We start from the raw sequence: 20,490 nt of genomic DNA, 5'->3' as shown, positions 1-20,490 counted from the left end.
TCTCTCAGCGGCCCATTGGCCTTCGCGACGTCCCGTCGGCGTTGTGGTCCTCGTCTCTAGACGCTTCGCCCTCGGCCACGTCTTCCCTGATGGTGATGCCCGGGTTCCAGCCGTGTTTCTTCCACCAGGTACGGAGCGCGATTCCGAGCGAGAGGCCAAGAGGTAGTCCTGCAAGAGGGATAGCCACGCCGTCCAAAAAGACCAGCAGGAGGATGCCGACCGCAACGCCAACGGCGCAAAGAAGATAAATCTGTTGGCTGCTTCGAGGCGACATAAAGGCACCATAGGCCGAACGCTGGAGCGCTACGTGTCCGGCCCGATAGACGATCAATCTTCGGTGACCAGGTGTTGCTGGGCCACGGCCTGCACTTCAAGGAATTACGAAAGAGGAAAAGTCGATTCTCGATGTCACACTTTGGTGCTCACTGGGCATTACTTCTGTGACGGCGGAGAGCCCGCGGTCATTGGTTGGATCGGATCACCTTGCCCAAGCACAATGTTGACGAAATCCTCGCTGAGAGCCGCCCGGCGTTTATCTCCTCAGTCGCTACGGGGGCGGCCCTCGATGCTCTTGTGGCAGAGACTCGCGTTGCCGCTGGGAGCCGGCGGCTTCCCCGGCGCCGAAAAGCACTGTGGCTCGTGCCCGGCAGCATTCTTGCCGTCGGAGCACTCACGGCCGGCGCAGTCGCCATCGATGGCCTGACGCGAATCGAGACCCCGATCCCCGTCTCTTACGTCACCGACACTGGGGTCGCAGTCTCGTGCACTGCCACCATCGAGAGCTCGTACTTCTCGCCCAGGTTCACCGAGGTCTCCACTTACTACCGAAATGCCGACTTCACCACGAGCGGTCTCGGTCAGCGCATTTACGAATACGCCCTTGTTCTGGCTGGCGACAAGGCAGGCACCCCCGGCGATCTCCCCCAGTCAGTGCAGTCAACAGCGCAAATCCCGGGAATCGGAGATCAGCAGCCCCTCGAAGACGAATCGGCCCTGTCCGTGTCCATGCTCGACTTCATCGTCATGGATGTATCCGAGGAACTCGGCCTGCCCGCCGGCACCGTGAGTGGCTGGGCAGAGATCGATTCGGACTGCGACGGACAACTCCATTGACGGGAACGACGAAGCCTCACCCTCACAGAGAAGTAGGCGCAGATCTCGCTGACTTGTTCCGCAACGAGGCTAGAGGGCTGCTCGGGTTCTTCATACGACGGGACGTACCAGCCGATGACGCCGCGGATCTCGTCAGTGAAACGTTCCTCGCAGCCTGGCAATCGAGCACGACCTGCACAATCGAACCGGACATGCTTCGTGCCTGGCTGTTTGGCATCGCTCGCAAGAAGCTCTCGCAACACCTACGAGGTCGAACCCGGCGGACTGCCTTGAGCGCACGCCTTCGGCTCACTGTGTCTGCCGATGCCCTCGAGCAACATGCCTCAACTGAGAACATGGAAAGAGTCGCCTACGTACGAGCGGCAATTGAGCAGCTTCCGGTGGTGGATCGGGAGATCGTGCGCCTCGTCTACTGGGACGGTTTCACCCAGGAAGAGGTGGCTCTAATCCTCGGAAAGCGGGCCACGGCAGTTCGTGCCCGCCTTTCCCGAGCCCGGAAGGTCCTCCACGATCAACTTGCCGACAAGGGCCCGCACGACGTACCCGGCGCATTCCGTGAGCGTGTCATTGGCGCCACCGAGGGTCGATAGACGATCGGCCATCCGTCGGGGTTGGGTTTTGGTCAGGGCTGACGTTGGGGTCCCGGCAAACCAATGCAGCCTTGGGCGGCGTATTGCGCCATGAAGACGCCGCTGATCTCGCTCTTCGGCGCCGGCCGCGCAACGCTGAGGAGGTCTCGACACCTCCCCGATTCCACGTCCACGACGATGAAGCGCATGCGTGTTCCCACGTCGCGATAGGCAAGGAGACTGGTGTCGTTGATCCACCCGACGACTGTCAACCAAGGGGGTGTTGCGTGGGTTCTCGATGACAGTGTCAAGGCGAGTCAGAGAACCGAGTCGTGTGTCGAGCACCTCGGGGTAGCCGCCTGGACTTGAAGCCACGAGAAGCCGTGAGCCGTCCGGGCTCCAGCACCCGGAGCCGACCAGTTCGACTCCGTCGAACCGTTCCACTTGGTTGTCTACCAAGTCGACGGTGGTTACCCCGCTGATCTGCCGATCTGGCGTCTGATGGCTCAGCGCGAGGTGCCGTCCGTCCGAGGTGAACTGTGCAGCAGGCCCCGTCTGGTTGTGGCCGAACCGTTCGTCGACGGGAAGCTCGATGACCGAGCGTTTCTGGGTGATGACGTACTTCGAGTGCGTCGAGTGACCCGATCCGCTTACTGTCACGGTGACGTCGAGGACTTCACCGTTTGGCCCGTGGGCTCGCGTAAGAGACGTTGGCGCCTCGACCGTTTGGCGGCCCGTCAGGAGGTCATGTTCGATGTACTCGTCGCCCTCGGGTGCCAGGCCACGGACTCGACGCTCGAACCGGAGGTGCGCGCCCTTCGGATCGAGAGAGGAAGACGACAGGCGAACGATCCTCTTGTCGCCGATGTCGGTCAACTCGAGCAGGCCACCGTGTGAGCCCCAAGCCCAAGCTCGCCCCATGCCCCAGATCATCCACGGAGTGGGACTGCTGGGCCGGCCAACTCGGGTCTTCGAGGCGCGCGGGCCATCTGCCACGGCTTGTTCGTCAGTCACCCTGTCATCCTGGCTCTTGCTCACTTCTGTGATGGCCTCTGTCGAAATCGTCGTACACCTCTGAGACGCGAGCTGTCGTTCCGCTCAGCGAAGCCCCAAGCCACCGGTATGTTCTGCCACGGCCTGCGGCGCCCAAAGCCATTGATGTGCGCTGCCCGCGGGAAGGGGAAGCCGAAAGCTGCGGTGGTCGGTGATCGATCGATCACCGGCTCACGCAGATGAACCAGTCATTGGCGCCGGCGTGCTCGAAAGTTCCTGAGATCGAGGCCCAAAGGATGGAGGCAGCGACAAGGAGGGCGCTTCCCGTTCCGAGAAAAAGCCACCCTGTCGAGTAAGTCGGTGGAGACGCTAGGGCCGCGTAGACGAGGCCGGCGGCGAGGACGCTCATGCACAGCACCGACAAGGCAAGGCTTGCGCGACGTAGACGGCTCATCTGCTTAGCATGTCATCTGCCCACACGATGGCTCCACCGCGTGGTCGATGTCGGATGCCCGATAGGGGATGCTTCATTGAGGCAAGCGGAGGACTGCTCTACGAGGTGCTTCGAGTAGGAGCATGCCGGGTCCGGGTGGGTGGCGGCGGGGGTGAGTTGATCTCCGTCTTTCGAGTGATGATTCTGCGTCTCGGCGCGGGCAAGCTGTGTTCCATGGTCATTGACGCGTCAGCATCTGGGCTCACGACCTCAGGAGTCATGCACGAGGGCGCGAGCCGGTCGCGATGGCCTCGGTAGCTGGCTTCGGACGCAGCGGCCGGGTCCAGGTCGTCGCTCCTCATCTGGTCTCGATCCTCGTTCTGGTCCTGGCTGTGTCCGCAGCCTTCTGTGGAGCCGCCGTGTCTTCCCCTTTGAGGCAGTCGATCCTCACCTTCGACGATGGTGAGAGTCTCCGTCTTCTCGCGTCGTATGCAGTCTGTGTACCTGTCGGTGGCGCACTCGTGTCCGTGCTCGTGCGTGGGCGCTTCCCTCGGACAGGCAAGCGGGTGTGCGCCCTGTGGGGGCCTGTGGGAGCTTGGGTGGCCATCGCGATCGTGGCCGTCGTCCTCGGGTTGACCCTCGTCCTGCTCCAGTCGGTGCCTCAAGGGCACCAGACGCATGTCCAAGCAGTTGCTGCGGCACAAGGGTTGTGGCTGCCGCTCGTGTCTTTCGCGACTCATCTCGTGGGCATTGCTTGGGGTGTTCTGGACACCCGCCGTTCCGCAGCGAGGGGAAGCAGTCTTCTCGTGCTGGGCGTAGCGGTATCAGCACCGGGCGCGATCGCGATCGTTCTCACCGCCGTGGCCCTCTGGCGGTAGCCAAGGCGTTCCGCCGTGACGAGCCGCCGCCCTTCGCGATGTCGCGAGGTGAACGGCAGACGTTCACCTCGCTCTCAGGCGGCTGTCGTTCTCAGCGATCTCAGTCGGGAACGTGCCCGGTACGAGATCGGAAATTGGACATGATCGCTTCCATCACCCGCGTCTAGGGCTTCACGGCCACTTGGCGGTAGGCGCTGTAGAGGGTGTCGACGTAGTCGGGGCACTCGGCCGAGCTGCCCCGCGTATGACCCTCAGGGTTCGCGGTGAGGGTCATGCAAGCGACGAGGGCGCGTGTGTCGGAGCCGAATAGCCCGACACTGCCGGTGCTCTGATCGGCTATGAGGAAGGACACCCACACGACCCCCTGCTCGTCCGTGCTCAGGCCGTAGACGACGCTCGTCGGAGGACCTCCGGGAGAGTCGCTTGCCGGTTCGGCGCCGTCGAGCGCAAGGTCCGTGTACAGCTCGCCCGCTCGTATTCGATGCTCGACCGAGTCTCCCGTGGGGTTATCGCCGATGTACTCCAGGTAGCTCCGCATCTGTTCCGCTTGCTCTTCGATCTTGCCCTTGACGGTGTGATCGACCGAAGCAGCGCAACTCATGCACGCTGCGGCAAGCACGAGGGCCACGGCGCCGGCGCCGGCCATGCGGACAGCTGACCTGGGGACGAATCGGCTCATGAATCATCACTGTGGACCACCCACCGGACTTGGTCAACGTGACGTGACTGCGGCGCGACCACCTCTCGGTGGCAGCGTCATCGGCGGACCATGGAGGGAACACCGCGTCAACTACGGAGACCATTGATTGGCAGCGCCCCGCAGCTCGGTCAAAGGACTGCGTAAGGGTGCCCGTTAGACGATCGATCAGAGGACGCTCTTGACGGGATCAGGGGGTGTCGGACGCCTGGTGATCGGTGTGCCAGCGGAACCGGGCAACGAATCGAGACAGGATCGGCACACGGGTCAGCGCCAGGGAGATCGCGAATCCGCTGACACCACCAAGGGTGTTCCAGATGGAGTCGTTGATGTCCGCGACGTGACCTCCGGAGAACAGCTTCTGCGTGAGAAGTTGCAACACCTCGATCGTCAGGCTGACCGCCGCGGCGGTGAGTAGCACTTTCCATCCGGACGGGCGGCGCATGAAGAGTGGGATGAGGATGCCCAGTGGGATGAACACCACCACGTTGGTGAGTGCGTCTCGGAGTTCGTAGTCGTGGAACGGAATCAGCGCCAGTGCCGGCGACCACGGCTCGCTGCTCGGGGCCGGGTCGAGGAAAATCGGGAAGACCGTGTTTGCGAAGATTCCCGCGGCGTAGATGGCGATAGCGGCTGCGATGGTAGCCCGCGGCCATGTAAATCGCTGTCCTCGGATCAGGAGGACCAGTTGGGCGGCGAACACGATGATGCCGAAGGGAATGGCAATCGGCAGGGCAGGGATTTCGCCGAACGGGCTGGGAGACATGTTGCGTGAAGCCTAGTGACGCTAAACCGCTGCGGCGGATTGACGTCGATCGTCCGATAGGGGATCCGGTTGCGGGCATCAGGGCGGCCGCGACGGCGGGGTGTCAGGGCAGCAGCAACGACTCCAGTTCTTCGCGGTTGCCTCTGAAGGCGTTCATATCGATGAACTTTTCGTCGCCGTCGTACCCGTCGAGCTGCTCGCGTGCCGACCACTGCCAAAAGGCCCAGTCGCGGTGGTCGGTGAGATGCGGGGAGGTGGCGACCGAGCGGAACCAGATGGGGTTGTCGGGGTAGCTCCCGGCGAGGTATCGCTCGTACCAGTCGCGGGTCGCGTACAGCACGGCCGGTCGGCCGTAGTGCTGTTCGATAGCAAGCAGGATCGGGTCCAGCGCTTCCTTGACTGTGGCTGCCTGGGGAGGGCTATCGCAATACTTGGCGTAGCACTCGACGTCGACCACGACGGGCAGGTCGCCCCGGTTCCGGGAGACGGTGGCTATGACGTTGGCTGCTTGGTCGGTTCCCGGGCTGTCGACGCTGAAAAAGTGGTAGGCGCCGACGAGCAGGTCGGTGTCGTGGGCTTCGGCCCAGTTGCGGGCGAACCGGGGGTCTTGGTAGCTCGAGCCTTCCGTCGCCTTGATCCAGGCGAAGTCGATGTCCTGCGACGCCAGGACGTCCCAGTCGATCGTGCCTTGGTACGCGGACACGTCGACGCCCTGCACCGGGTACCGGAGGGCCGCTGTGCGAGTGGGCCAGAGCGTGCCCGTGAAGAGAAGTGCGGCGATGACGAGCAACGTGAGGGCGACTGCGGCGGCCGAGATGGCGACTCGGCGCTGTCGGCGTCGTCGAGGAAGCGCGCCTGCTCGGGCTGAGGCGTCGTCTCCGTTCTCGTGTTCGTTCACGTTGGGCTCCACAGGAGACGAGGCTACGGGGGCAGGGCGAGCGGGCACGTTCTCGAACCCGCTACCGGTTCCGACAGATGATCCCAGTGCGTGCTGCAGCTCGCGGGGCGTCGAGCGAGCCGGTTCGTCTCAGGGGTTGGTGCGCCTCCAGACCGCAACGACGTTCTGGTCGCCGACCTGTCCCTGACCGTGCTGCAGGTAGCCCGTCCTCTCCGCGGAAACGACGATCGAGTCGGCCCCGAGGTCCAGGAGCTCCTGCTCGACCATCGTGGAGTTCCCGGGGCTGTCCGGCAGTTGCTCGATGACCCAGCCGTCGGGCACCTCGACGGCGCCCTCGACGTACTCGATGCCCATGCCCAGCATCGAATGCTCCACGGCTTCCGAGGTGATGACCTTGGCCCCCTCGGGGAAGTCCACCCCTGTCACGGCGCTGATGGTCTCAAGCGGTACGTCGTGGCAGCGCGTGGAGAAGGGGTTGCAGACGCCGTACTCGCCCGGCTCGTTCAGCTTCGTGTTCACCGCGATGATCGGCGCCGCCACGACACCCGCGACGATGAGCCCGATGACCAAGAACAGGCCGGCGAGCAGGAGCAGCTGCCGGCCGAGGCGGGGCGGGGCGTACTCGTCCATCTGCCCATCCTCGGCGAGGGCGACCATGGACGNGCAGCGCGATGATGACGCCACCGACGACGCTCGCTGCGCGCTTGTCCATCGCCAGCCAGATGCCCCCGACTACGCCGAGGGCGCCGATGATGATCAAGGTCAGGGAGAACGCCACAGGGGTCCTTTCGAGAGTGTCGATGGCCGGCTACGAGAGGGAGATGCCCGGCGCCACCGTCACCAGCAGCACCACGGCACCGAGCAGAAGCGGTACCAGCGATCCGACGATGACCACGACGCCCGCGGCGACGCTGAATTTCGCACTGACGACCTCTCGGTTCCGAATGAGGAACACGCCGGCACAAAGACCGATGAGGCCAGCGGTGAGGCACACGAGCGCGAGGGTCACGGTGCAGATCCTGTCATGAGATGGATCGTTGATCGCTTCAGAGGCTGTCCCAGATGGGGATCGTGTTGCGAGACGCCGTGGCGGTCCAGCCTTGGCCCTGAGTCCCTGCCGGTGGGGTGTCGATCTGCCGCTGTCTGGTAAGACAAGGAGCGATGGCACACGACGACCTGACCCCATCCCGCCCTCCCGCCGCTGCTGCTGCCCCCGGGCTGTTCGCTGCGGACACCTCCTTGGAGTCCACCCGTCTCGGGGAGATCCTCCGGAAGGAGACCGTGGGCGGCATCGTCCTGGTCATCGCGGCGGTCGTCGCCGTCGTGTGGGCGAACTCTCCGCTATCTGGTGCGTACTTCGCGATCCGTGACTTCGAGTTCGGCCCGGCGGCTCTGGGGCTGCACCTGAGCGTGGGGGAGTGGGCCGCCGACGGGCTGCTCGCGATCTTCTTCTTCCTCGTCGGCCTCGAGCTCAAACGAGAATTCGTCGCCGGTGAGCTGCGCAAGATCAACAAAGCGATCGTGCCGGTGGCCGCCGCGTTCGGCGGAGTCCTCGTTCCTGCTCTGATCTTCACCGCCATCAACGTCAGTGACCCGGACGCGGTGCGCGGATGGGCGATCCCCACGGCGACCGACATCGCCTTCGCCGTGGCCGTGCTCGCGATCGTCGGCTCGAGACTCCCTGCTGCGCTGCGGATCTTCCTCCTGACCCTCGCGGTCGTGGACGACCTGATCGCCATCGGGATCATCGCCTTCGTCTACACCAGCGCCATCGAGGTCCTCCCCCTCGTGCTGGCGATCATTCCGCTCGCCACGTACGTCTTCCTCACGCAGAAGTTCCGCCGGTTCTTCGGCCTGCACCCGGCTGCGAACTGGTTCATCCTGCTGCCGGTGGCCGTCCTGGTGTGGGGACTCATCCACGCCTCGGGCGTCCACGCCACCGTCGCAGGAGTCCTCCTCGGCTTCGCCGTGCCCGTGATCCGCAGCCAGGCCAGCGGCGGGCCGGGCACCGGCCCCGGGCTCTCCGAAGTCTTCGAGCACCGCTTCCGGCCCATCTCCACCGGCTTCGCCGTCCCCGTCTTCGCGTTCTTCTCCGCCGGGGTCGCCTTCGGAGGTCTCGACGGATTGAGGACGGCTCTCTCCAGTCCGGTCACAATAGGCATCATCGCCGCCCTCGTCCTCGGCAAACCGATCGGGATCCTCGCGACGACGTGGATCACGACGCGGATCACCCGGGCGGAGCTAGACCGGACGATCACGTGGATCGACCTCACCGGTGTCGCCCTCCTCGGCGGCATCGGCTTCACCGTCTCCCTGCTCGTCGCAGAACTGAGCTACGGGCTCGGGAGCGACCACGACGACGACGCCAAGGTCGCGATCCTCATTGCCTCGGTCGTTGCTGCTGGCCTTGCGACAGCTGTTCTCAGGCCGCGCAACCGGCACTACATGCATCAGGACGCCTAGCTGGCCGAAGGCTCACTCTCCCGTCAGTGCCTGAGCTCGCGGTGCTCGTCTTGTGCGCGGTACCTCCGGCTGAGGGCGGGGATCGTTGTCGAGATGTCATCGCTGAATACCCCCTCAACTCGGCCGCGACGCCTCTGAACCGTCACCATGGATGCATGGCCACGACAACACCGCCCCCTTTCGGGCCCACCGCCGACCATCCCGCTTCCCTGACGGAGACCGTCTCGACCACCCCGCAACTGCGCCGATGGGTCTTCTGGCCTGCCGCCGTCGTAGTCCTCGGCTTCGTCGCCTACACCCTGATCGCGCCCGCCTCGGCTGAGGCGCTGTTCCTCGGCCTGCAGAGCGGCATCGTCCGGAACTTCAGCTGGTACTACGTCCTGATCGCCGCGTTCTTCGTCGGCTTCAGCCTGTTCCTCGGATTCAGCAGGTTCGGCGGCATCAAGCTCGGCAAGGACAAGGACGAACCCGAGTTCTCCACCGGCTCCTGGTTCGCGCTCCTCTTCGCCGCCGGCATGGGCATCGGCCTCGTCTTCTACGGCGTCTCGGAGCCCCTCAGCCACTTCGCCTCCCCGCGGCCCGGCGTCACCGGAACAGAGGACCAGCTCGCCCAGCAGGCCCTGACCCAGACGTTCCTGCACTGGGGGCTGCACGCCTGGGCCATCTACGTCGTGCTCGGCCTGGCACTCGCCTACGCGATCCACCGCCGTGGCCGTCCGGTCTCGATCCGCTGGGCCCTCGAGCCCCTCCTCGGCGATCGCGTCCGGGGCGGCTGGGGCAACCTGATCGACGTCATCGCCCTCGTCGGGACCCTCTTCGGCGTCGCGACGTCGCTCGGTCTCGGCGTCATCCAGATCGGCGCAGGCCTGGAAGCTGCCGGCATCGCCGACAGCAGCATCGTCAGCCAGATCTCGATCATCGCCGTCATCACCGCCGTGACCATCGTGTCGCTCGTCACCGGCGTCACCAAGGGCATGAAGATCCTCTCGAACTTCAACTTGATCCTCGCCGCGGCCCTTCTCCTGTTCATCCTGATCGTCGGGCCCACGCAGTTCCTGCTCCGCGACTTCGTCCAGTCGATCGGCGCCTACCTGCAGAACGTCGTCGGCCTGTCGTTCAACGTGACCGCGCAGCAGGGCGCAGCCGGTGAGGAGTGGCAGGGCGCCTGGACCACCTTCTACTGGGGCTGGTGGATGTCGTGGGCGCCGTTCGTCGGCATCTTCATCGCCCGCATCTCCAAGGGCCGCACGGTGCGCCAGTTCGTCTTCGGCGTCCTGCTGGTCCCGACCGCCCTCACCTTCCTGTGGTTCGCCGTCCTCGGCGGCGCCGCGATCCACCAGCAGACCGACGGTGCCGGCGGCCTCGTCGGCGCCGACGGCTCGGTCGACGTCGAGGGGTCGCTGTTCGCCTTGCTCGGCGGCCTGCCCGCCGGCACCGTCCTGACCTTCGGTGCGATCTTGCTCATCGGGGTGTTCTTCGTCACGTCGTCGGACTCCGGATCGCTCGTCATGGCGATGATCGCGTCCGGCGGGGACATCGAGCCGAAGAACTGGCTGCGCGTGTTCTTCGCCCTCGTGGCCGCCCTGCTCGCTGTCGCGCTCCTCCTGACCGGTGGCCTCGACGCCCTGAAGACCGCGGCGATCACGACCGCGTTGCCGTTCAGCATCGTGCTGCTCTTGACGTGCTGGTCGACGATCATCGCCTTCAACCGCGAACGACGCGCGTACGACAAGGCCGAACGCGACGTCCTCCTCGAGCACGTGGGCGCCTACTACGGCCTCGAGGTCGATGCGCCCGGCCGAGCGGGCAGCAAGGGCCTGGCCCGGCCGTGGGAGGCGGTAAAGCGCCGCGTCCGTGGAGCCCGCGCGGACTCCGTCTCGGGTCCTTCGGCGTCGGCATCTGCGGTCGTCGCCGAGCCGCCGTTGCAGGTCGACGTCGTGTCGCCCGACCCGGCCATCGACGCCCGCCTCGACGAGGACGCACCCGGCACCGCCGACCAGGACGGTACCAAAGAGCGCTGACCTCGCGGCATCGGCCTGACGGGCGTCGTCTCCTCGGAGACGGCGCCCGTCGCCGTTCCCCGCCCGGCGGCGTGCCCGTCCGGTCCCAGTCCCTGGTCCGGGGTCAGCCGATGACGGGGCGGTCCTCCGGGTAGTCGTACAGCAGGGTGCGGCGGCGGACGGCGAGGGCAGAGGCGAGGCCGATGGGCCCGACGCGGCCGGCGAACATGAGGGCGGCGAGGACGTACTTGCCGAAGGGGTCGAGCTCGGCGCTCAGCCCCACGCTCAGGCCGCAGGTGGCGAAGGCGGAGATCACCTCGAACAGGATGCGGTCGAGGGGTTCGTCGCTGACGGTCATGATGAGCGCGGTCGCGGCGAGGACGAGGGTGGCGCCGAGGAAGATGACGCTGATCGCGACGCGCAGGGCTGCCTCGGGCACGGTGCGGCGGAAGACGCGGACGTTCCTGTCGCCCTTGCCCTCGGCGGCGATCGCGAGGAACAGCAGCGCGATCGTCGTGACCTTGATGCCGCCCGCTGTGGAGGCGGATCCTCCGCCGACGAACATGAGGGCGTCGGTGGCGAGGAGGGTGATGGGGTGGGAGGCGCCGGTGTCGACGAGCGCGAAGCCTCCGCTGCGCATCATGGTCGACGCGAACAGGCCGTGGACGATCTTGTCGCCGGGGGCCATGTCGCCGATGGTGGCGGTGTTGCCCCACTCGAGCAGGGTCCACACGATCGCCCCGAAGATCAGCAGGCCGGTGGTCACGGAGAGGGTGAGCTTGGTGTGGAGGTTCCAGCGTCGGAGGTGTGTCTTGTAGACCATGAGGACCATGAAGACGGGGAAGCCCAGGCTGCCGACGAACACCCCGACCATGAGCGGGACGATGATCAACGGGTCGGTGGCGAACTGTTCAAGGCCCTCGGCGTGGGTGACGAAGCCGGCGTTGTTGAACGCCGAGATGGCGTAGAAGACGCCGTGCCACGCGCCCGAGGCGAACGACCCCTCCCGCACGATGAACGCGGGCACGAGGACGAGTGCGAGGGCCGCCTCCACGACCACCGTCGTGAGGACGACGATTTTAAGCAGCGACTGGACCTCGCCGAGCTTGCTGGTGCCGATGCCTTGCTGGGCCATGATCCGCCCGCGGACGCCGAGCTTGTGCGTGACGGCCCGGGAGAGCAGCAGGGCGATGGTGACGATGCCGAGGCCGCCAACCTGGACGCCGGCGAGGATGACGACCTGTCCGAAGAAAGACCAGTGGGTCGCGGTGTCGACGGTCACGAGCCCGGTGACGGTCATCGCCGAGACGGCGGTGAAGACCGCGTCGTGCAGCGGGGTTCTCGTGCCGTCGGCCGTCGCGACGGGGAGTGCGAGCAAGGCGGAGAAGAGCAGGACGACGCCAAGGAAGATCCCGAGGGCCACGAGTGCGGGCGAGCGGCGCAGGACGCCCTGAGAGAGGGCCGCGATCCGAGCAGGAGCAGCGGTGCCCTTCGTCTGCCTCGTCACCGGCCCCACAGTAAGGCACCTCCACCGCCACTTCCACAGGTGCACGTGACACCGAAGGGAGGGACCAGGGGAGACGCGTCAGGCTGACGTCGCTTCAGTGTGTCTTTGAAATGTCGGGGACCCGACAGGAAGATGCCGCTCATGCACACCGTCACGCTCCGGCTCCGTGAGTCGTTCTGGTTGTTCCCCGGGTAGAGGTCGTCAACCTCTACCTGGCGGATCACATCAAGCTCACGCGTGCCGAAGCTGGGTGTATCTCCTTCCCGGTCGCCCAGACGAAAATGCGCTGGTCTGGTCAGTCGAGGAGCGGTTCGAAGCCCAGAGCGTCTTTGAACTACATCAGCGACGCGTCGCAGGCAGTGAGTGGGGTTGGGCGACGGCCAGTATCGAGCGCCGCTAGTCGATTGACGGGCTGTACCGCTAAGCCACCGACTAGCTAGAAGGCGTGCGCAGCAGCCTTGACCTGGTCTGTCCGGCGAGAGAGTGTGGTGCGGTGGAGACCAATGGCGACCCAAGCACGAAGCGGTCCGTAGCGCTTTTTCTGTTGATCATCGCGTCGCTCGTGGCCATCGCGGCGCTGATACTGATCGCGCTGGACAACTCTCGAACGCCCCTGTACTTCACGTTGGCTGGTGCGGTGATCACGACCTGCATCAACGCCCGAACCCTGAAGCGTGGTCAGAGCCCTCGATAGCCCATCCCTTATCGGACCCGATCTGAGACCGCCGGCTGCGGCTGCGGCTGCGGCGTGATGGGGGACGGGGTGCCCCGAGGTGCTCTGTCGCGAAGGTGTCGGGTCCCTGTCGGGTCGATGTCGTGGACCTTGGGGCTGGTCGTTCTTAGTGTGAGGTTCATGAACGAGACACGGATCGTCGATCTCCGGACCCAGATGGGCTGGACCCAGGAACGCCTCGCAGACGAGAGCGGCGTGACCGTCCGCACCGTCCAAAGGCTCGAGGCGGGCAATGACGGGAGCCTCGACACGCTGTCGCGAGTGGCGAAGGCGTTCGGTGTCCCGGTGCGTGATCTCTTCGTCACCGTCGCCGAGGACGACTACGGCCGCTCGGTCACCGCCCTCGACGAGCGGACGACTCGCCAGCAGGAACGGCGGGGCCGTGTCGAGGAGGGCTTCCGAGCCTTGTACTACGGGGTGGGCGTGCTCTTCACGATCGCCGTGGTCGTCGCAGTCGCCACCGACGTCGTGCCGAACGTCGCCATCTTCTCGATTCCCGCGTACTGGGTCGCCGGGTGGCTGTTGTCGATGTTCCTGTTCCTCGTCGTCCTCAGCCCGCGCCTCGACCGTGCCTATCCCCTCTCCCGCGCAGCTAGGGACGAGTTGACGAGCAGCTAGACACAGCGTCCAGATGCCGATCATCGGACGGGTAGGAAGCGATGCGTCGGAGGCGAGAATGGGTCTATGCCTGTGCGCCTGAGTGATTCCCAAGTGGTGGCTCTTCGGCAGAGATACAGGAACGGGACGACTCAAGTGGAGTTGGCTGCGCAGTTTGGCGTTAGCCAGAGCACGGTCTCGAGCCTCGTCGTGGGGCGCGCTCGTGTCGATGCGGGAGGTCCGATCACCCATCGTTCTCCGCAGAAGCTGACCGACGATGACATCACCGATCTGCGGCGCCGGGCGGCTGAGGGAACTTCCGTTGGCGCGTTGGCGACACGGTTCGGTGTGACGCCCCCAACCGTGACGCGTTTGATCCGGGTGTCCGGATCACGCCTCGACAGCGGTCAGGCCGTCTAACCATCGGCGGAAGATCGCTCCGACTGCGGCGGGGGCGACGACTGTTATCGGTGTTCCGCTGCGGGCGGCGAAGGTGAATACTTCGCTGCCGTCTCTCGCGACGGTCGTCCAATGGTCGGACGGGTGGACGTCGTGGACGGCGGCCGTTGAGGTGGCTGTCCCGTGTCGGTGGACCCGGAAGAACGCCGTGAAGTCGCACACCTCGAACGACTCTCCGAGGTAGGACCACTTCATACAGTTCCGCATCTTCACGGGAAGAATCTAGAGGCCGTTGCCGGAGGGCTCAACTGGATGGGCCTCCACGGGGTGTGGGTCTCCGGTGGGGGAGGGCCTGACGGGGAACCTGAGTAGGGTCAGGAACCCCGCCATCGGCAGCGAGGTCTTGGCTGCCCCCGCAATGTAGCCGCGTGCTGGCGTTGCTCCTAGGGCCCGACAGACAATCAGACACCGCAACGTCCTGCGCATCTGGCAAGTTCTTCTGGATCACCTCTAGTCCGGGAGGTCGTCCTGATCCAAACTGACGTCGACGGCGGCAACAACGGCCACATGAGGTCAGCGGACCTCGACCACTTACTGAGTCAGCGATCGCCCGAGGGTGCTGATGAGGCGACTGGTCGAGGCTGGCTGCAGAACAGTGCGGAGGGCGGACCAGAATGATCCTTGCCAAGGCGTCTCCGGCGGGGCCGGGGGTTGTTCCGGTGGTCAAGCGCGCCGCCATCGGGCTCGGTGTCGTTGCCCTCCTGGTCTTTTGGGGTCTCTGCTTCCTCTTCGAGTCCAGCAAGACCAGCGGTGACGTTCCCGCGGCCGCGGCCATGCGTTTCCCAGCCGGCTCCGTCGTAGTCGACACGGAGAAGCACTGCCGCGCCGACCGCTGCTGGTCGGCGTTCTACGTAGCTCCGCCCCCAGGGATGACCGCGACGGAGCTTACGGCTGAGATCGAGGGCGCGGGCGTGGGCCCCATCCTGGGTTCCTTCTCCGACCCACGTTTCGTTTACTCCAGAGCCACGCTCAATGGGCTGACCGTTCACGTGGTCGGCCGCTACTGGTGAGGCGCCGCCTCGGCGTATGACTTGGCCATGGTTTCAGTGCCCGCAGGACGCACGACGACCCAGCCCCGGACTCTCGAGGGCCAGTAGGTGCGGGGTGCGCGGGAGCCTGCCGCGACAGCCTGCGAGCTCGTGACTAGCGTGGGATGTCGGAGGTAGATTCCATGACCGTTTGGACTGTCATCGCATTCGCCGCTGTCGCTGCCGCGGCGCTGGCGCTGCTGGCGCCGCACGCTCGAACGAGCTCCCTCGAGGCGCTGCGCCTGTTCAGGTTGGAGGCCGTCGACAGCGAGGCGTCACGTCGCGCCGCCACCTGGGCCCTGACTCCCCTCGCGGCACTCTCGATCGGGGTGAGCCTCATCGGTCTTACCGTGAACAGTGGAGGGCCAGGCTCCGGAGTGACGTCCTTGATCGCGCTGCTCCTCGTCGGCGCTGGCCTGGCTGCCGGCCACATCGCTGCGCTTCGCACGAAGAAGGTTGAGACATTCCGTTCCATCCGGCGCCGTGACAGCGCCGGATAGGGATCCTGAGCCGGTGCGCTCGATTCAGTGGGCTGCTAGCTTCCGGGCATGACCTGGCCTGTCGTCCACATCTCACGCTCGCTCGACCACGACGTCGCCGCAGTCTCCCGTGTCGCCGGGAATCCAGAGAACCTACCCGCGTGGGCGGCTGGTCTGAGCGCCGGGATCCGCCAGGAGGACGGGCGGTGGATCACCGACTCGCCCATGGGCGTCGTCGAGGTGGCCTTCACGGGGCCGGTGGAGCTGGGGATCCTCGACCACGACGTGACCCTTCCCAACGGATCTGTAGTGCGGAACGCCTTCCGCGTCGTGGCCAACGACCAAGGCAGTGAGGCCGTCTTCACCCTCTTCCGCCGTGACGGGATGTCCGAGGCGGACTTCCACTCCGACGCTGACGCTGTCCGCAAGGATCTCGATCGACTCGCGGCGCTGCTCGAAGAGCGCCTGCCTCGCGCCCGACAGGAGATCGTTCACCGGCGCAAGCCTGAATGCTCGTCTAGCACGAGTCGGACATTCCCGCCTTTGATTTGCTGGCCCCGTTGATTGTCTCGCTCGCGCCGTTCGGTTCTTCTTGCCGTTCGAGTTGGGGTATCGCTGGGGCGTCGTGGTTCGGGCCACAACACCCCAGCGGGGCGAAGCAGCGTTGCTTCGCGGGGTCTTCACCTCGGCCGCAGCTAGGGACTGCGGGTGCGTCGTGCACGGGTGAAGACAACTAGAGGCGCCAATCCTCGATTCAAAGAAGGTTTAGGCAGCAGGCGCGGCGGCAGCGCCCGGTATGTCGAGCTGCGCAGCCACCCATCCGCGGTAGCTCACGAGCTTGCGACGGTGCCCTCTCCATTGCCCATGACCCCTGGAATCATGATCGGCGAATCGCAGGTCTCGCCGAGGAGCGGGACGGCGAGGTGCCGCTTGAGGTAGGAAACGAGTTCGTGGTGGGGGAGGCGTTGCAGTGAGGTCGGGGCCGGGCGTGTTCCGGGCCGGTGGGGGTCAGGGGTGGTCACGGTCGGCGAGCAGGGGCTCCATGTCCACTTGCTCCGTTGCGGGCAGGGGCGGCCGGGTGGAGGGGGTGATGGGTGCGGTGAGAGCGATGTTCGGGTCAGGCAGTTGCATGGTGGGTGGTGTCCTCGAGGAAGAAGTCGGCGTAGGTGGGCCCCATCGGGACGGGGTAGAGGCGGCGGCGTTGTTCTCGGCGGGCGTAGGTGACGATCAGTGCCGGAGGAACGTCGGGCATCGAGTCGTACGTGCGGGCCTGGCGACCAGGTGAGCGCCGCGGCTCGCGTGCGGTGTCCGTCACGAGGTGCGTTGTGGTCACCGGCGGTGAGACCACGGCAGGAGCCGGTGTCGACTGTGAGGGCGAGGCCGACCTGAGGGGGCGGGCGGTGCGACGAGGGCGGCTTGTGCCTGGAGGAGGGTGTCGAACGTCCCGACGACGTCGCCGCGGGCATTGGTGGTGATGAAGGTCCCGACGAGCTGCACGGCGCCGGCGATGTCCTTGCCGGTGCGGCTCGTCCACATGCCGGGGGCCGTCTCGTGCCACGTCACCGGGGAGGTGCTGGCGTCCGCCGTCCTCGGGGGGAGTGTGGTCGTCACGCGGCGTTTCGCACGCTGGCGTCCGTGCGGAGGCGGGCGGCTGCTGTGGCGAGGTCGTTGTAGTCGCCGAGGTACTGGCTGAAGCAGTCGCGGACGTAGAAGTGGTCGCCGTGGTGGTCTACGGTTCCCGCGAAGGCGCCGCTCGTGCTGGCGACCCAGAAGCCGGGCTCGGCCTCGGTGAGGGTCATGGCGGCGGGGCGGGTGATGGGTGCGGGCGCGAGCAGGGTCACGGGTGTTGTTCCTCATTCAAGTCGGGTGGGGAGCACGCGTGCTTCTCGTCGGGTCGAGGGGCGGCAGGAGCGCGTCACTACTAGGTCGCAACGACTATGGGATTCGTCACACCGGTTGTCGACGAATTTCGGCCGAGTCGTGATGGGGAGCGATTCGCCCCGCTCACGGACGCCTTTCTGCCGCACGGGGAGCCGTGGACCGGGTAGAACTGACGGGTGTCCGATCAGCCGCGCCGTGTCGACCTCGCGGACGCTGACGACCACACCCTCGTTGAGCGTGCCGGGCACGGTGACGTCCGGGCGTTCGAGGTCCTGGTTCGCCGGTACGGGCCGTTGATGCGCTCCTACGCGCGGCGGGTCCTCGGTCGTTCCGACGACGTCGACGACGTCGTCCAGGAGACCTTCGTCACGGCGTGGAAGCAGCTGCCGTCGATCGAGGACCCGGCGAAGGTGAAGAGCTGGTTGATGCGCATCGTCAGCAGGCGGTGCGTGGACAGGATCAGGGCCAGACGTGACCACGACGACATCGCCGACCACGACTCCGAAGGTCCCGAGCACGAGACGCCGCACCGTGTCGTCGAGGCCCGGTCGCGGGAGCACGCCCTGACCCTGGCGTTGGAGGCGATGCCGGCCCCCCAACGGCGGGCGTGGATCTTGAAGGAGATGGTCGGGCATTCGTACGACGAGATCGCGGACGACCTGGAGCTGCCTGTGTCGACCGTCCGGGGGCTCCTCTCCCGGGCGCGGAAGAACATGATCACCGAGATGGAGGCATGGCGATGAGCGCGGACCTTCCCGACGACCTCGAAGCCGCCGGCGTCAGCGGCGACGATGTGGAGACGCTGTCCCTCGAGCCCGACCGGCTCGACGGGCACACCATCGACGAACTCGCCGACTACCTCGACGCCGGGATGACCCCGGCAGACCCGACGATCGACGACTCACCGGCCTGCCAGAACGCCCTCGACGCCCTCACCAGGGTCCGCATGCTCTCCCACGGAGCCCTCGAGGCCGACGCGCTCGACGAGGACGCGCGAGAAGACGACTGGATCACCGAGATCATCACCAACATCAGCCTCGAGGCCCACGCCGGCCGGGACATCCCCCTCCCGCCGCTGAAGGAGACCGAGAACTCCGTCATCACCGAGGGAGCCGTCCGCAGCATCGTCCGCCGCGCCGGCGACACCGTCGACGGCGTCCTGATCGGCAGGTGCACCCTCGAGGGCGACGTCACCACACCCGGTGCCCCGGTCGTCATCCGCGTGTGGGCACGCATCATCCGTGATCACGGCGCGACGACGGCTGCCGTGACCGACGCGGTGTGCTCAGCCGTCGAGGAGGCGCTGCGGACGCACACCGAGATGAACGTGGAGAGCATCGACGTCACGATCCGGTCAGACGGAGCCGCACCCGTCCGGGAGGAAGAACGATGACCAGCCACGCCCTCGACGACGCCGCCCGAGACGCACTCGCCCTCGAACTCGAGACGCTCGTCGACGGCGTCCCTGGTGTGGCCCACATCTATCAGCCGCGGGCGACCCTGCCTGCTCTCCTCGCTGCCCGGCAGACGCCCGACCCGAGCACCCCGCCACCGCCTCCTCGGATCGAGATCGGTGACGACGGTGTCGTCGCCCTCACCATCGCGACCGACGCAGACAGCATCTCGCCCGACGTTGCTCACCGAGTCCACGACGCCCTGCTGGCCCGCCTGAACCAGGCAGCCATCACGGTCGAGAGGATCGACGTCCGCATCGCGCGCGTCGACTGAGCCTCCTGGGCGACGAACCGTATTCCCGGCCGCCTGCGAGCTCGCTCCTGTGAGGTGTCCCGATAGGGGATTCCTCTAGGGGATCGAGGTTGCGGGTCGAGTGGGGCGCGGCGATTGAAAGCGTGTTCCCCGAAGTGGGGGAAGCGGCTAGGAGGCGGGCGCATACGCTGACAGCAGCGCTCGGGGGAGTGTCTCTCATCCCCGTGGCTTCTCTGATCGGACCTTCTCGTGTCGCTTGCTTCTGTGCTGCCTGTCACCGCTGAATGGACGAACGAGGACCTCCTCGCTCTCGTTGCAGAGGGCAACGATCGCGCTTTCACCGTGTTCTACGATCGGACGTCTTCTCGGGTCTTGGGCTTGATTCGGAGGATCTTGGTGGACCCGGCGCAGTCCGAGGAGGTCGCTCAAGAGGTGTTCCTCGCCACATGGCAGGAAGCGGCGTCTTTCGACCCGGCCCGGGGCACAGCTCTGGCGTGGTTGCTCGTCCGGGCCAGGCGCCGCGCGATCGACCGTGTCCGGTCCTCGCAGGCCGCCCGTGACCGCGACACCCTCGCCGGGTTTCGAGATCTCGAAGTCAGCCGGGACGACGTCGCGGAACAGGCAGAAACCCTGATCGAGCACCGCCGTGTCACGACCAGCATGAAAGCCCTTGCGGCCCCTCATCGGGAAGCACTCGAGCTGACGTACTTCGGCGGGTACACCCAATCCGAAGCGGCAGCGAAAGCTGGTGTCCCGATAGGGACGATGAAGACCCGCATTCGGGACGCCCTGATGGCGCTGAGGAAGCTCACCGCCGAACCCCGCCCTGCGTGGAGCTGACGTCCCCACGTGCGAACGACTTTCGCGGGCGCCTAGCGGATCAGGGGCAGCGGTCCTACTCTGAGCGTGCCCGGCGGTGGTACCCCGGGCACGACACCGCTTGTCTGCTCCTGATCCGCAGACGACCGGCAGCCCACACACGCCCCCGCCCTCGCGGGGGCGTGTGGACGTTCACGGACATCCCCGTCGAGGAGCACTGTCCTTTCGTGAGGAATGCTCCTACGATCGACATGCCCCGAGACGGTTCAGGACTCGGGAAGGCCCAGCCCCCGCCGTCGCGTCGACTTCGGGTGTCCGCGGCGGCGGGGACTGTGTGCCCCCAATGTCTCGCCTTGCTTGCATGCGCGATGTCGCGTCCCCTGGCGCCGGGCCTGGTGGGCATAGAAAAACCCCATCCCGCTCACGAAGCGGGATGGGGTTCCACCGGGATGCCGGCCCTACGAGGTACG

Annotated in this window: 25 protein-coding genes; 15 read left to right on the top strand and 10 right to left on the bottom strand. The window is 66.1% G+C overall.

All coding sequences use genetic code 11. The features are described from left to right. Nucleotides 1–4: 4 nt before the first annotated feature. Complete coding sequence (locus IFT77_RS16390; RefSeq protein WP_192043297.1) at nucleotides 5–274, bottom strand: hypothetical protein; 270 nt, start codon at nucleotides 272–274, stop codon at nucleotides 5–7. A 365-nt stretch (nucleotides 275–639) separates the two neighbouring features. Between IFT77_RS16390 and IFT77_RS16385 the strand changes: the two genes are divergently transcribed. From IFT77_RS16385 to IFT77_RS16375, 3 genes are all read left to right on the top strand, one after another. Then, a complete protein-coding gene (locus tag IFT77_RS16385; protein ID WP_192043296.1) occupies nucleotides 640–1,113 on the top strand; it encodes a hypothetical protein in 474 nt (157 codons plus the stop codon). Next, the gene (locus tag IFT77_RS17630) at nucleotides 1,110–1,703 is read left to right on the top strand and encodes an RNA polymerase sigma factor (protein ID WP_371741100.1); all 594 of its coding nucleotides are present in this window, start codon (nucleotides 1,110–1,112) and stop codon (nucleotides 1,701–1,703) included. The genes IFT77_RS16385 and IFT77_RS17630 overlap by 4 nt, the downstream gene beginning before the upstream one ends. Before the next feature lie 2,004 nt (nucleotides 1,704–3,707). Beyond that, nucleotides 3,708–3,986 carry a hypothetical protein gene (locus IFT77_RS16375; protein ID WP_192043294.1) on the top strand — a complete coding sequence of 93 codons (279 nt, stop codon included), beginning with the start codon at nucleotides 3,708–3,710 and terminating at the stop codon, nucleotides 3,984–3,986. Nucleotides 3,987–4,149: 163 nt separating this feature from the next. Here the strand turns inward: IFT77_RS16375 and IFT77_RS16370 are convergent, their stop codons facing one another. From IFT77_RS16370 to IFT77_RS16350, 5 genes are all read right to left on the bottom strand, one after another. Then, the gene (locus IFT77_RS16370) at nucleotides 4,150–4,665 is read right to left on the bottom strand and encodes a hypothetical protein (protein WP_192043293.1); all 516 of its coding nucleotides are present in this window, start codon (nucleotides 4,663–4,665) and stop codon (nucleotides 4,150–4,152) included. A 208-nt stretch (nucleotides 4,666–4,873) separates the two neighbouring features. Continuing rightward, on the bottom strand, nucleotides 4,874–5,449 hold the full coding sequence (locus IFT77_RS16365) for a VanZ family protein (protein ID WP_192043292.1): 576 nt from the start codon (nucleotides 5,447–5,449) through the stop codon (nucleotides 4,874–4,876). A gap of 103 nt (nucleotides 5,450–5,552) precedes the next feature. Next, a complete protein-coding gene (locus tag IFT77_RS16360) occupies nucleotides 5,553–6,347 on the bottom strand; it encodes a GH25 family lysozyme (protein ID WP_192043291.1) in 795 nt (264 codons plus the stop codon). 129 nt (nucleotides 6,348–6,476) lie between these two features. Continuing rightward, the gene (locus IFT77_RS16355) at nucleotides 6,477–6,977 is read right to left on the bottom strand and encodes a hypothetical protein (RefSeq protein WP_192043290.1); all 501 of its coding nucleotides are present in this window, start codon (nucleotides 6,975–6,977) and stop codon (nucleotides 6,477–6,479) included. 178 nt (nucleotides 6,978–7,155) lie between these two features. Next, a complete protein-coding gene (locus tag IFT77_RS16350; RefSeq protein WP_192043289.1) occupies nucleotides 7,156–7,356 on the bottom strand; it encodes a hypothetical protein in 201 nt (66 codons plus the stop codon). 152 nt (nucleotides 7,357–7,508) lie between these two features. Between IFT77_RS16350 and nhaA the strand changes: the two genes are divergently transcribed. Beyond that, nucleotides 7,509–8,810: a Na+/H+ antiporter NhaA gene (nhaA, locus tag IFT77_RS16345; RefSeq protein ID WP_192043288.1), complete on the top strand. Its 1,302-nt coding sequence runs from the start codon at nucleotides 7,509–7,511 to the stop codon at nucleotides 8,808–8,810. A 155-nt stretch (nucleotides 8,811–8,965) separates the two neighbouring features. After that, nucleotides 8,966–10,831, top strand: coding sequence for a BCCT family transporter (locus IFT77_RS16340; RefSeq protein ID WP_192043287.1), 1,866 nt, complete (start codon nucleotides 8,966–8,968; stop codon nucleotides 10,829–10,831). Between the two features lie 103 nt (nucleotides 10,832–10,934). Here the strand turns inward: IFT77_RS16340 and IFT77_RS16335 are convergent, their stop codons facing one another. Continuing rightward, a complete protein-coding gene (locus tag IFT77_RS16335; RefSeq protein WP_192043286.1) occupies nucleotides 10,935–12,317 on the bottom strand; it encodes a potassium transporter TrkG in 1,383 nt (460 codons plus the stop codon). 445 nt (nucleotides 12,318–12,762) lie between these two features. Here IFT77_RS16335 and IFT77_RS16330 point away from each other — a divergent pair, with 445 nt between their 5' ends. From IFT77_RS16330 to IFT77_RS17625, 3 genes are all read left to right on the top strand, one after another. Continuing rightward, nucleotides 12,763–13,011 carry a hypothetical protein gene (locus tag IFT77_RS16330; RefSeq protein ID WP_192043285.1) on the top strand — a complete coding sequence of 83 codons (249 nt, stop codon included), beginning with the start codon at nucleotides 12,763–12,765 and terminating at the stop codon, nucleotides 13,009–13,011. A gap of 159 nt (nucleotides 13,012–13,170) precedes the next feature. Next, on the top strand, nucleotides 13,171–13,668 hold the full coding sequence (locus IFT77_RS16325; RefSeq protein WP_192043284.1) for a helix-turn-helix transcriptional regulator: 498 nt from the start codon (nucleotides 13,171–13,173) through the stop codon (nucleotides 13,666–13,668). A 66-nt stretch (nucleotides 13,669–13,734) separates the two neighbouring features. Continuing rightward, complete coding sequence (locus IFT77_RS17625; RefSeq protein WP_192043283.1) at nucleotides 13,735–14,067, top strand: helix-turn-helix domain-containing protein; 333 nt, start codon at nucleotides 13,735–13,737, stop codon at nucleotides 14,065–14,067. On the opposite strand, the gene IFT77_RS16315 is transcribed toward IFT77_RS17625, so the two are convergent. Then, a complete protein-coding gene (locus tag IFT77_RS16315) occupies nucleotides 14,038–14,319 on the bottom strand; it encodes a hypothetical protein (RefSeq protein WP_192043282.1) in 282 nt (93 codons plus the stop codon). The genes IFT77_RS17625 and IFT77_RS16315 overlap by 30 nt on opposite strands. A 401-nt stretch (nucleotides 14,320–14,720) precedes the next feature. On the opposite strand from IFT77_RS16315, the gene IFT77_RS16310 reads away from it, so the two are divergent. The 3 genes from IFT77_RS16310 to IFT77_RS16300 all read left to right on the top strand — a co-directional run bounded on the left by IFT77_RS16310 (nucleotide 14,721) and on the right by IFT77_RS16300 (nucleotide 16,177). After that, nucleotides 14,721–15,116 (top strand): hypothetical protein, encoded by a 396-nt coding sequence (locus tag IFT77_RS16310; protein ID WP_192170640.1) that lies wholly within the window; start codon nucleotides 14,721–14,723, stop codon nucleotides 15,114–15,116. 161 nt (nucleotides 15,117–15,277) lie between these two features. Continuing rightward, nucleotides 15,278–15,634 carry a hypothetical protein gene (locus IFT77_RS16305; protein ID WP_192043280.1) on the top strand — a complete coding sequence of 119 codons (357 nt, stop codon included), beginning with the start codon at nucleotides 15,278–15,280 and terminating at the stop codon, nucleotides 15,632–15,634. A gap of 48 nt (nucleotides 15,635–15,682) precedes the next feature. Then, entirely contained in the window at nucleotides 15,683–16,177 is a 495-nt protein-coding gene (locus IFT77_RS16300) for an SRPBCC family protein (RefSeq protein WP_244638930.1), read from the top strand. A 553-nt stretch (nucleotides 16,178–16,730) separates the two neighbouring features. Here the strand turns inward: IFT77_RS16300 and IFT77_RS16295 are convergent. Beyond that, entirely contained in the window at nucleotides 16,731–16,928 is a 198-nt protein-coding gene (locus tag IFT77_RS16295; protein WP_192043279.1) for a hypothetical protein, read from the bottom strand. A 292-nt stretch (nucleotides 16,929–17,220) separates the two neighbouring features. Beyond that, the gene (locus IFT77_RS16290) at nucleotides 17,221–17,454 is read right to left on the bottom strand and encodes a hypothetical protein (protein ID WP_192043277.1); all 234 of its coding nucleotides are present in this window, start codon (nucleotides 17,452–17,454) and stop codon (nucleotides 17,221–17,223) included. A gap of 216 nt (nucleotides 17,455–17,670) precedes the next feature. Between IFT77_RS16290 and IFT77_RS16285 the strand changes: the two genes are divergently transcribed. The 4 genes from IFT77_RS16285 (at nucleotide 17,671) to IFT77_RS16270 (ending at nucleotide 20,041) form a co-directional block, all read left to right on the top strand. Further along, nucleotides 17,671–18,237 (top strand): sigma-70 family RNA polymerase sigma factor, encoded by a 567-nt coding sequence (locus IFT77_RS16285; protein WP_192043276.1) that lies wholly within the window; start codon nucleotides 17,671–17,673, stop codon nucleotides 18,235–18,237. Next, nucleotides 18,234–18,887: a hypothetical protein gene (locus IFT77_RS16280; protein ID WP_192043275.1), complete on the top strand. Its 654-nt coding sequence runs from the start codon at nucleotides 18,234–18,236 to the stop codon at nucleotides 18,885–18,887. The genes IFT77_RS16285 and IFT77_RS16280 overlap by 4 nt, the downstream gene beginning before the upstream one ends. After that, nucleotides 18,884–19,222: a hypothetical protein gene (locus IFT77_RS16275; RefSeq protein WP_192043274.1), complete on the top strand. Its 339-nt coding sequence runs from the start codon at nucleotides 18,884–18,886 to the stop codon at nucleotides 19,220–19,222. The genes IFT77_RS16280 and IFT77_RS16275 overlap by 4 nt, the downstream gene beginning before the upstream one ends. Nucleotides 19,223–19,465: 243 nt before the next feature. Further along, the gene (locus IFT77_RS16270; protein ID WP_371741099.1) at nucleotides 19,466–20,041 is read left to right on the top strand and encodes a sigma-70 family RNA polymerase sigma factor; all 576 of its coding nucleotides are present in this window, start codon (nucleotides 19,466–19,468) and stop codon (nucleotides 20,039–20,041) included. Nucleotides 20,042–20,490: the final 449 nt, after the last annotated feature.

The sequence above is a fragment of the Frigoribacterium sp. CFBP 13729 genome, from assembly GCF_014841875.1.
In the GTDB taxonomy this organism is placed as follows: Bacteria; Actinomycetota; Actinomycetes; order Actinomycetales; family Microbacteriaceae; genus Frigoribacterium.
Note: the sequence above shows the minus strand (reverse complement) of the source record. Positions and strands in the feature narration are given on the sequence as shown.

Excerpts from the sequence above, each read along its gene's own strand:
- IFT77_RS16390 (WP_192043297.1), bottom strand. The coding sequence starts at position 274 with ATGTCGCCTCGAAGCAGCCAACAGATTTATCTTCTTTGCGCCGTTGGC.
- IFT77_RS16370 (WP_192043293.1), bottom strand. The coding sequence starts at position 4,665 with ATGAGCCGATTCGTCCCCAGGTCAGCTGTCCGCATGGCCGGCGCCGGC.
- IFT77_RS16365 (WP_192043292.1), bottom strand. The coding sequence starts at position 5,449 with ATGTCTCCCAGCCCGTTCGGCGAAATCCCTGCCCTGCCGATTGCCATT.
- IFT77_RS16355 (WP_192043290.1), bottom strand. The coding sequence starts at position 6,977 with ATGGACGAGTACGCCCCGCCCCGCCTCGGCCGGCAGCTGCTCCTGCTC.
- nhaA (WP_192043288.1), top strand. The coding sequence starts at position 7,509 with ATGGCACACGACGACCTGACCCCATCCCGCCCTCCCGCCGCTGCTGCT.
- IFT77_RS16340 (WP_192043287.1), top strand. The coding sequence starts at position 8,966 with ATGGCCACGACAACACCGCCCCCTTTCGGGCCCACCGCCGACCATCCC.
- IFT77_RS16325 (WP_192043284.1), top strand. The coding sequence starts at position 13,171 with ATGAACGAGACACGGATCGTCGATCTCCGGACCCAGATGGGCTGGACC.
- IFT77_RS17625 (WP_192043283.1), top strand. The coding sequence starts at position 13,735 with ATGCCTGTGCGCCTGAGTGATTCCCAAGTGGTGGCTCTTCGGCAGAGA.
- IFT77_RS16310 (WP_192170640.1), top strand. The coding sequence starts at position 14,721 with ATGATCCTTGCCAAGGCGTCTCCGGCGGGGCCGGGGGTTGTTCCGGTG.
- IFT77_RS16305 (WP_192043280.1), top strand. The coding sequence starts at position 15,278 with ATGACCGTTTGGACTGTCATCGCATTCGCCGCTGTCGCTGCCGCGGCG.
- IFT77_RS16300 (WP_244638930.1), top strand. The coding sequence starts at position 15,683 with ATGACCTGGCCTGTCGTCCACATCTCACGCTCGCTCGACCACGACGTC.
- IFT77_RS16280 (WP_192043275.1), top strand. The coding sequence starts at position 18,234 with ATGAGCGCGGACCTTCCCGACGACCTCGAAGCCGCCGGCGTCAGCGGC.
- IFT77_RS16275 (WP_192043274.1), top strand. The coding sequence starts at position 18,884 with ATGACCAGCCACGCCCTCGACGACGCCGCCCGAGACGCACTCGCCCTC.